The following is a 7690-nucleotide window of genomic DNA, read 5'->3' as shown; positions in this document are numbered from 1 at the left end:
ACGCACCCCACTTCCGTTGGTGTTTTTCAGAGGGCCGGGGCGACTTCCCCTCTCCCCGGCCCTCTCCCCTGAAGGGGAGAGGGAGTTTCTATGCCGCTCTATCACAATGACGACCAGGCGATGCTCAAGGACAGCGTCGCGCCCTTCGTGGCCGAACAGGCGCCGGTCGCGCACCTCCGCCAGCTTCGCGACAGCGCCGATGCCACCGGCTTCTCGCGCGATCTGTGGGCGCAGTTCGTCGAAATGGGCCTGCCCGGCATGCTGGTGCCGGAAGCGCACGGCGGCCTCGGCATGGGCCACATGGAGGCGGGCATCGTGCTCGAGGAGATTGGGCGCAACCTAACGCCATCGCCCTTCCTGTCGACCAGCGTCGGCGCGGTCGCCGCGCTGGCGAAGGCAGGCGGGACGCAGGCCGACCGCTGGCTTCCCGCGATCGCGGCGGGCGAGGCGATCGTCGCGCTGGCGATCGACGAGGGCGCCAAGCACCGCCCCGACCGCATCGCCACGACCGCGACGCGCGCCGGCAACGGTTTCCGCCTCGACGGGAAGAAGAGCTTCGTCCTCCACGGCCATGTCGCCGACATGAGCATCGTCGCGGCCAAGACCGACGGCGGCCTCACCCTGTTCGCGGTGCCCAGGGATGCGAAGGGGCTGACCGCCGACCCGCGCCGCCTGGTGGACAGCAGCCTTGCGAGCCACGTCACGCTCGACGGCGTCGAGGTCGACGCCGACGCGGTGATCGGAGAGGTCGACGCGGGCGAGGCGGTGCTGAATGCCTTGCTTGCCGCCGCCCGCACCGGCGCCGCGGCCGAGATGGTCGGCGTCGGGCAGGGCGCGATGGACATGACGGTCACCTACCTCAAGGAACGCAAGCAGTTCGGCAAGCTGATCGGCGAGTTCCAGGCGCTCCAGCACCGCGCCGCGCATCTCTATGGCGAGATGGAAGTCGCGCGCGCCACCGTGATGAAGGCGCAGCAGCTTCTGGATGAGGGCAGCGAGGGCGCGAAGCTGATGGTCTCGGTCGCCAAGGCGAAGGCCGGCCGCGCCGCCAATCTCGCGGTGCGCGAGGGCGTCCAGATGCACGGCGGCATCGGCATGACCGACGAATATGACATCGGCCTCTACATGAAGCGCGACCGCGCGCTCGCCGAATATATGGGCGACGTGCATTACCACATCGACCAGGTTGCTCGGATGAACGGATACTAAGTCCGCCTAGGAGTTTTCAAACCCCGTTCGCCCTGAGCTTGTCGAAGGGCCGTCCCTTCTTTCGGGCGTCGCGGGGAAGAACGGTGCTTCGACAAGCTCAGCACGAACGGAAGAGAGATAATCCTATGAACCTCACTGACATGTTCGGCCTCGACGGCCGCATCGCGCTCGTCACCGGCGGCTCGCGCGGGATCGGCGCGATGATCGTCGAGGGCTTCCTCGCTGCGGGCTGCGCGCGCGTCTATATCTCGGCGCGCAAGACGGCGCAGGTCGAGGCGGCGGTCGAGGATTTCAACAGCCGCTACCCCGGCAAGGTCGTCGGCCTGCCGGTCGACCTGTCGACGGTCGAGGGATGCCGCGGCCTCGCGAAGGAACTCGAGGCGCGCGAGGAGCGGCTCGACATCCTCGTCAACAACGCCGGCGCCGCGTGGGGCGAACCGTTCGAGGGCTTCCCCGAGGCGGGCTGGGACAAGGTGATGGACATCAACGTCAAGTCGCCCTTCTTCCTGACGCAGGCGCTGCACGGTCTGCTCAAGGCCGCGGGCACGGCGGACCGGCCGGCGAAGGTCATCAACATCGGCTCGATCGACGGCATGCGGCTCAACCCGTGGGAGACATACAGCTATCACGCGTCGAAGGCGGCGATCCTCTACCTCACCAAGCGCCTCGCGGCGCGGCTGGTGCAGGATCATATCATCGTCACCGCGATCGCACCGGGCGCCTTCCAGTCGGACATGAACAAGGCGGCGCGCGACCATGGCGACGCGGTCGCGAAGAGCATTCCGGTGAAGCGCATCGGCGCGCCGGAGGACATGGCCGGCGCCGCGATCTTCCTCGCGTCGAAGGCGGGCGACTATGTCGTCGGAGACACGATCGCTGTCGACGGCGGGCTGGTCCACGGCGACCTGAAGACCAGCATCGACGCCTGATCGAATCCCCAGACCCTCGCTCCGTTCGTGTCGAGCGAAGTCGAGACACCCGTCGGTCTTGCGCTTCGCTTTCCCGATGGGCATCTCGACTTCGCTCGATGCGAACGGTGATGGTTGAGCTTTGCGCTACCCGCTATTCCGCAGCGCCGTCGCGATCGCGTTGATCGTCAGTTGGATGCCCTCGGCGATGCGCGGGTCGGTCTCGCCCGCGCGGTGGCGCTTCATCAGCTCGATCTGGAGCAGGTTGAGCGGCTCGATATAGGGCAGGCGCAGCCGGATCGACGCTTCGAGCGCCGGATTCTTCTCCAGCAGCCGCGACTGGCCGGTGATCCGCAGCAGGCCGTCGTGCGCGCGCTGCCAGCCGTCACGTATCGCCATGAAGATCGCGTCATGCCCGTCGATATGGCTCGCGAGCCCGGCATAGCGCGCCGCGATCCCCATGTCGGACTTGGCGAGCACCATCTCCATATTGTCGAGCAGCGCCGCGAAGAAGGGCCAGCCCGCCGCCATCTCGGCGAGCAGCGTCTGGTCGGGGAAGGCGGCGAACGCCTCGCCCGTCCCGTACCATCCGGGCAGCATCGTGCGCGCCTGCGCCCAGCTGAACACCCAGGGAATGGCGCGTAGGTCCTCGATCGCGCTGCTCTTCGTCCGACTCGACGGGCGCGACCCGATCTTCAGCGTCGCGATCTCCGCGATCGGCGTCATCGCGCGGAAGACATCCCGAAAGCCCGGCGTGTCGTAGACGAGCCCGCGATAGGCGGCGAAGGCATGATCGGACAGCGCATCCATCGCGCCCGCGAAGCGCGCCGCATCGGCCGCGCTCTTCGCCTCGGGCTCCAGGCTGGCGAGCAGGCTGGCCGACACCATCGCCTCCAGATTGGTCGCGGCGCTATCGGCGGTGCCATATTTGGCCGCGATCACCTCGCCCTGCTCGGTGATGCGGATGCGGCCCTGCACCGTGCCCGCGGGCTGTGCGCGGATCGCCGCAAAGGCGCTGCCACCGCCGCGCCCGACCGCGCCGCCGCGGCCGTGGAACAGCTGCATCGCGGTGCCCGTCGCCGCGAACACCGGGGTCAGCGCCGCCGATGCCTGATGCAGCCCCCAGGTCGAGGTCAGATAGCCGCCGTCCTTGTTCGAATCGGAATAGCCGATCATCACTTCCTGCGATCCGCGCGCGCCGACGCGCTGCGCGATCTCGGGCAGCGCGAAATAGGCGGCCATGATCGCGGGCGCCTGCTCGAGGTCGGCGATCGTCTCGAACAGCGGCACGACCATCAGCGCGTCGTCGGCATCGCCCGACCACAGCCCCGCCTCGCGCGCGAGGACATGGACCTCCAGCAGGTCGGACAGGCTTTCGGCCTTGCTGATGATCCACTGGCAGATCGCCTCGCGCCCCAGCCGCGCGCGGATCGCGGCGGCGGCGTGGACGATCGCCAGTTCGCCCGCCGTTTCCTCGCTCCACCGATGCCATGGCGCGGCGAGCGGCCGGTCGACCGCCAGTTCGCGGCGCAGCAGCGCGACGCGCGCCTCCTCGTCCAGCGCCAGATAATCGCCCTCGACCCCCGAGACGCGCAGCAGTTCGGCGAGCACGCGCTCGTGCACCGCGCTGTTCTGGCGCATGTCGAGCGTCGCGAGGTGGAAGCCGAAGACCTCGACCGCGCGGATCAGCCGCCCCAGCGCGCCGAGCCCGCCGAGCTGCCCCTCGCCCCCCGCAGACAGCCCGTCGGCGAGGGTGACGAGGTCGCGGCGGAAATCGGCGGGCGCGGCATAGGGCTCGCCCGCCAGCATCGACGGGCGCGGCGGCGGATGGCCGACGATCGCGACATGGGTGGCGCACAGCCGCGCATAGATGCCCGACAGCGCGCGGCGATAGGGTTCGTCGCTGCGGCTCGGCGCTTCGTCGCCGCTCGCATTGGCGAGCGCCGTGACCGTTTCGGGCACCGGGGCCAGCGTCTGCGATACCGACAACTCGGTGCCGAGCGCGTGCACCGCGTCGCAATAATGGCCGAGCACCGCCGCCGCGTTGCGTCCGGTCGCCGTCTCCAGCGTTTCGGCGGTGACGAAGGGATTGCCGTCGCGGTCGCCGCCGATCCAGCTTCCGACGCGCAGGAAGCTCGCGGGGCGCCGCCCCAGCTCCTTTTCCCAGCGCGCATAGAGCCGCGGCACAACGGGCAGGAAGACGTCGCGCAGATAGGTGAGCGCATTGTCGATCTCGTCGGCGACGAACAAGCGTTCGGTGCGCAGCGGCCGCGTCTGCCACAGCAGCGCGATCTGGCGGCGGATCGCCGCTTCGACGCTGTCGCCCTCGGGCGTTTCGTCGCGCCCCGCGTCGCGCAGCCGCATCAGTTCGGCGATGCGGTTCTTATGGTCGAGCACCGACTTGCGGCGCACCTCGGTCGGGTGGGCGGTCAGCACCGGGGCGACCAGCGCCCGCTCCAGCAGTGCCGTCACCGCATCGCCGTCGATTCCCTCCGCCGCCAGCCGCTCGAGCGCCGCCGCCACCGTCGCCCCGGGCTCGGCGGCGACGCCCTGCCGGTCCTCCGCCAGGTTGGCGAGCATCGAAAAGAGCATGAAGCCGCGCACGAAGGCGATTGTGTCGTCGAGACTCAGCGCGTCGAGCCCCGGGTCGATCGCCTCGGCCCCCGCAATGCCGCGATGCCGGTCGACGCTCGCCGAACGGATATATTCGGTCCGGCGGAACAGCGTCTCGCCGCCCTGCGCGCGAATGACCTCGCCCAATATCCGCCCGAGATAGCGGATGTCGGGATTCTGGCTGATCTGGATCGGCTGGTTCATGGCGCCTTTGCTGCACCTGCGAAGGGGTGCGGTCAAGCGGCGCGTCGCGCGGTCAGCGCGCGCGGACCAGATTCAGCGTCCCCATGTCGACCCGCGCCTTGCCGGCGAAATCGACGCCGTTGTGCGTGTCGGTGATGAACATCAGCCGGCCGTCGGCATCGCTGATCCGCGCGGCGACGGCATAGGCGTGGCGCGGATCGAGCCGGTTCCGGTCGACGGTCAGCGAGAAAGCGAACGGCACCTGCCGGCCGTCGGCGGTGAAGGCCTGCCGTGCCAGCGTGCGCGCGGGGGCGTCGGCGAGGCTGACGTCGTCGAGCCGGATTTCGACCTGCGCCGTCGGCGGCAGCGCGATACGCTCGCGATAGGCGATGCTGCCGGTCACCGTGACGGGCTCTTCGGACGGCATGATCGTCGCGCAGGCGGCGAGCGACAGGGCGGTGAGGCTGAGCGCGACGGCGCGAGCGATGGGAACCACGGCTGTTCTCCTGCGAAAAGGCTGCCGGCCGGCTAGGGCTGCGCGAATGAACCCCGGCTGACCCGTCCCGATACGCGCCGTTCAGCCTTCCAGTTCCACGTCCCAGTACAGCCAGTCGATCCAGCTTTCGTGCAGATAATTGGGTGGAAAGCCGCGGCCGTGGTCCTGAAGCTGCCAGCTCGTCGGGCGCCACGGCTGGCGGTGCAGCGGCATGTGCGCCTGCGCGGGGGTGCGGCCGCCCTTCTTCAGGTTGCACGGCGCGCAGGCGGTCGCGACATTTTCCCAGCTCGTCCGCCCGCCCAGCCGGCGCGGCACGACATGATCGAAGGTCAGATCCTTGCCCGATCCGCAATATTGGCAGGCGAAACGGTCGCGCAGGAACAGGTTGAAGCGCGTGAAGGCGGGATATTGCGACGGTTTCACATATTGGCGCAGCGCGATCACGCTGGGGATCGGCATGGTGCGCGTCGGCGACCGGATTTCGCGCTCGTAATTCTCGACGATGGTGACGCGGTCGAGGAAAACCGCCTTGACCGCGGTCTGCCACGACCACAGGCTCAGCGGATAATAGCTCAGCGGCGTATAGTCGGCGTTGAGGACCAGCGCGGGACAATGATCGGGATGGCGGGCAAGATCGGGATGGAACATGGCTTCGCTGCGCAACCCCCTGTGGTGCGGGATGGCGCGCCACTGCCTTTCCCGAGTGACAGCAGCATTACATCACGCAACGGAATCCGACGTCAAGGGGGCATGTGCCGCAATATGTGGCAAGTCCCCTGTCGTTTCGCCACAGCATATGGATAAGGGCGCCGTTCGATGCTGACCCGCTTCGCCCCCAGCCCGACCGGCGAGCTGCATCTCGGCCACGCCTACAGCGCGCTGCTCGCGCACGATGCGGCGCGCGCGGCGGGCGGCCGCTTCCGGATCCGTATCGACGACATCGACGGCGGCCGCTCGCGCGAAAGCCATGTCGCGGCGGCGCTCGCCGACCTCGCCTGGCTCGGGCTGGCGTGGGACGGGGCGCCGGTGCGCCAGTCGGCGCATCTCGACGCCTATGCCGCGGCGCTCGCCGATCTGGCGGCGCGCGGGCTCGTCTATCCCTGTTTCTGCACCCGCGCCGACATCGCCGCCAGCCTCGCGGCGCCGCACGGTCCCGCCGGCCCCCTTTATCCGGGCACCTGCCGCCGCCTGACCGCCGCCGAGCGCGAGCGGCGCCGGGCGGCCGAGCCGCATTGCTGGCGGCTCGACATGCGGCGCGCCGCGGCGCTCGCGGGCTCGCTTCGCTGGGAGGAAGAGGGGCAGGGCGCGCGGCTCGCCGATCCGGCCGCGCACGGCGACGTCGTGCTCGCGCGCAAGGACGCGCCGGCCAGCTATCATCTCGCGAGCACGATCGACGATGCCGCGATGGGGGTGACGCACGTCGTGCGCGGCGCCGACCTCATCGCATCGACCGACGTTCACCGGCTGCTTCAGGCGCTGCTCGCCCTGCCGACGCCGCGCTATCGCCACCATGCGCTCGTCTGCGGCGCCGACGGCCGGCGGCTCGCCAAGCGCGACGGCGCCGCGACGCTCGCGATGCTGCGCGAAAAGGGCGTCGACGGGGGCGCGCTGGCGAATGATTTGCGCGCCGGGCGCCTTCCCGCTGGATATTCGCTGCGGATGGCCTAAATAGGGGGAATGCAGATTCTGCTCGTCCTCGCGGTCGTCGTTGCGGCCGGTCTCGTCCTTTTCTCGCTCGCGCGGGGTCTCATCTATTTCGCGCAGGGGCATCGCGCCACGACCGAAGGGGCGATCCACGACAATCAGGTGATGCAGAACCGGATGATGATGGCCCGCATAAAATGGCAGGCGATCACCATCATCCTGCTCATCATCATCGGTGTGACGGCGGCCGGTTCCTGAGCGCTTCGCCCGTATGCGGCACCGGCTCACGCCCCCACCCGGCCTCCCAAACAGCGTAACATGGCGTTGGGAGGCCGGGTGGGGGCGCGGGCCGGTGCCGAGCTCTCCATAGGAATCCCATGGTCAAGCTCAACAAGATCTACACCCGTACCGGCGACCGCGGCACGACGGGGCTCGTCGACGGCTCGCGCATCGCCAAGTCGACGCCGCTGATGCAGGCGGTCGGCGATGTCGACGAAGCGAACAGCGCGATCGGCATCGCGGTCGCGGCGCTGCCCGCGGACGGCGACGAAGCGGCGATGCTGGCCCGTATCCAGAACGAATTGTTCGACCTCGGCGCCGACCTCGCGACCCCCGCCGATGCCGAGCACGGCTTCGG

At 69.2% G+C, this 7690-nt stretch carries 8 protein-coding genes; 5 read left to right on the top strand and 3 right to left on the bottom strand.

Annotated elements, in window-relative coordinates; all coding sequences use genetic code 11:
* Positions 1-90 precede the first annotated feature (90 nt).
* Entirely contained in the window at positions 91-1209 is a 1119-nt protein-coding gene (locus tag SGR02S_RS18190) for an acyl-CoA dehydrogenase family protein (RefSeq protein WP_067113384.1), read from the top strand.
* 125 nt (positions 1210-1334) lie between these two features.
* Complete coding sequence (locus tag SGR02S_RS18185; protein ID WP_067113381.1) at positions 1335-2138, top strand: SDR family oxidoreductase; 804 nt, start codon at positions 1335-1337, stop codon at positions 2136-2138.
* Between the two features lie 126 nt (positions 2139-2264).
* Here the strand turns inward: SGR02S_RS18185 and ppc are convergent, their stop codons facing one another.
* From ppc to SGR02S_RS18170, 3 genes are all read right to left on the bottom strand, one after another.
* Positions 2265-4934: a phosphoenolpyruvate carboxylase gene (gene ppc / locus SGR02S_RS18180; RefSeq protein WP_067113378.1), complete on the bottom strand. Its 2670-nt coding sequence runs from the start codon at positions 4932-4934 to the stop codon at positions 2265-2267.
* 52 nt (positions 4935-4986) lie between these two features.
* Entirely contained in the window at positions 4987-5409 is a 423-nt protein-coding gene (locus SGR02S_RS18175) for a YbaY family lipoprotein (protein ID WP_156483127.1), read from the bottom strand.
* A gap of 81 nt (positions 5410-5490) precedes the next feature.
* Positions 5491-6057 carry an HNH endonuclease gene (locus tag SGR02S_RS18170; protein ID WP_067113387.1) on the bottom strand — a complete coding sequence of 189 codons (567 nt, stop codon included), beginning with the start codon at positions 6055-6057 and terminating at the stop codon, positions 5491-5493.
* Positions 6058-6225: 168 nt separating this feature from the next.
* Here SGR02S_RS18170 and gluQRS point away from each other — a divergent pair, with 168 nt between their 5' ends.
* From gluQRS to SGR02S_RS18155, 3 genes are all read left to right on the top strand, one after another.
* On the top strand, positions 6226-7077 hold the full coding sequence (gene gluQRS / locus SGR02S_RS18165; RefSeq protein WP_067113375.1) for a tRNA glutamyl-Q(34) synthetase GluQRS: 852 nt from the start codon (positions 6226-6228) through the stop codon (positions 7075-7077).
* A 9-nt stretch (positions 7078-7086) separates the two neighbouring features.
* Entirely contained in the window at positions 7087-7311 is a 225-nt protein-coding gene (locus SGR02S_RS18160) for an HIG1 domain-containing protein (RefSeq protein ID WP_067113372.1), read from the top strand.
* A 119-nt stretch (positions 7312-7430) separates the two neighbouring features.
* Positions 7431-7690 (top strand): cobalamin adenosyltransferase family protein (locus tag SGR02S_RS18155; RefSeq protein ID WP_169799707.1); only part of this gene is annotated, 260 nt, incomplete at its 3' end.

Origin of the sequence: Sphingopyxis granuli NBRC 100800, from assembly GCF_001591045.1 — a bacterium.
GTDB lineage: Bacteria > Pseudomonadota > Alphaproteobacteria > Sphingomonadales > Sphingomonadaceae > Sphingopyxis > Sphingopyxis granuli.
The sequence above is the reverse complement of the archived record's forward strand: the minus strand, read 5'-3'. Positions and strand labels throughout refer to the sequence as shown.

Coding starts and splice junctions, on each gene's coding strand:
- SGR02S_RS18190 (WP_067113384.1), top strand. CDS start 91: ATGCCGCTCTATCACAATGACGACCAGGCGATGCTCAAGGACAGCGTC.
- SGR02S_RS18185 (WP_067113381.1), top strand. CDS start 1,335: ATGAACCTCACTGACATGTTCGGCCTCGACGGCCGCATCGCGCTCGTC.
- ppc (WP_067113378.1), bottom strand. CDS start 4,934: ATGAACCAGCCGATCCAGATCAGCCAGAATCCCGACATCCGCTATCTC.
- SGR02S_RS18170 (WP_067113387.1), bottom strand. CDS start 6,057: ATGTTCCATCCCGATCTTGCCCGCCATCCCGATCATTGTCCCGCGCTG.
- gluQRS (WP_067113375.1), top strand. CDS start 6,226: ATGCTGACCCGCTTCGCCCCCAGCCCGACCGGCGAGCTGCATCTCGGC.
- SGR02S_RS18160 (WP_067113372.1), top strand. CDS start 7,087: ATGCAGATTCTGCTCGTCCTCGCGGTCGTCGTTGCGGCCGGTCTCGTC.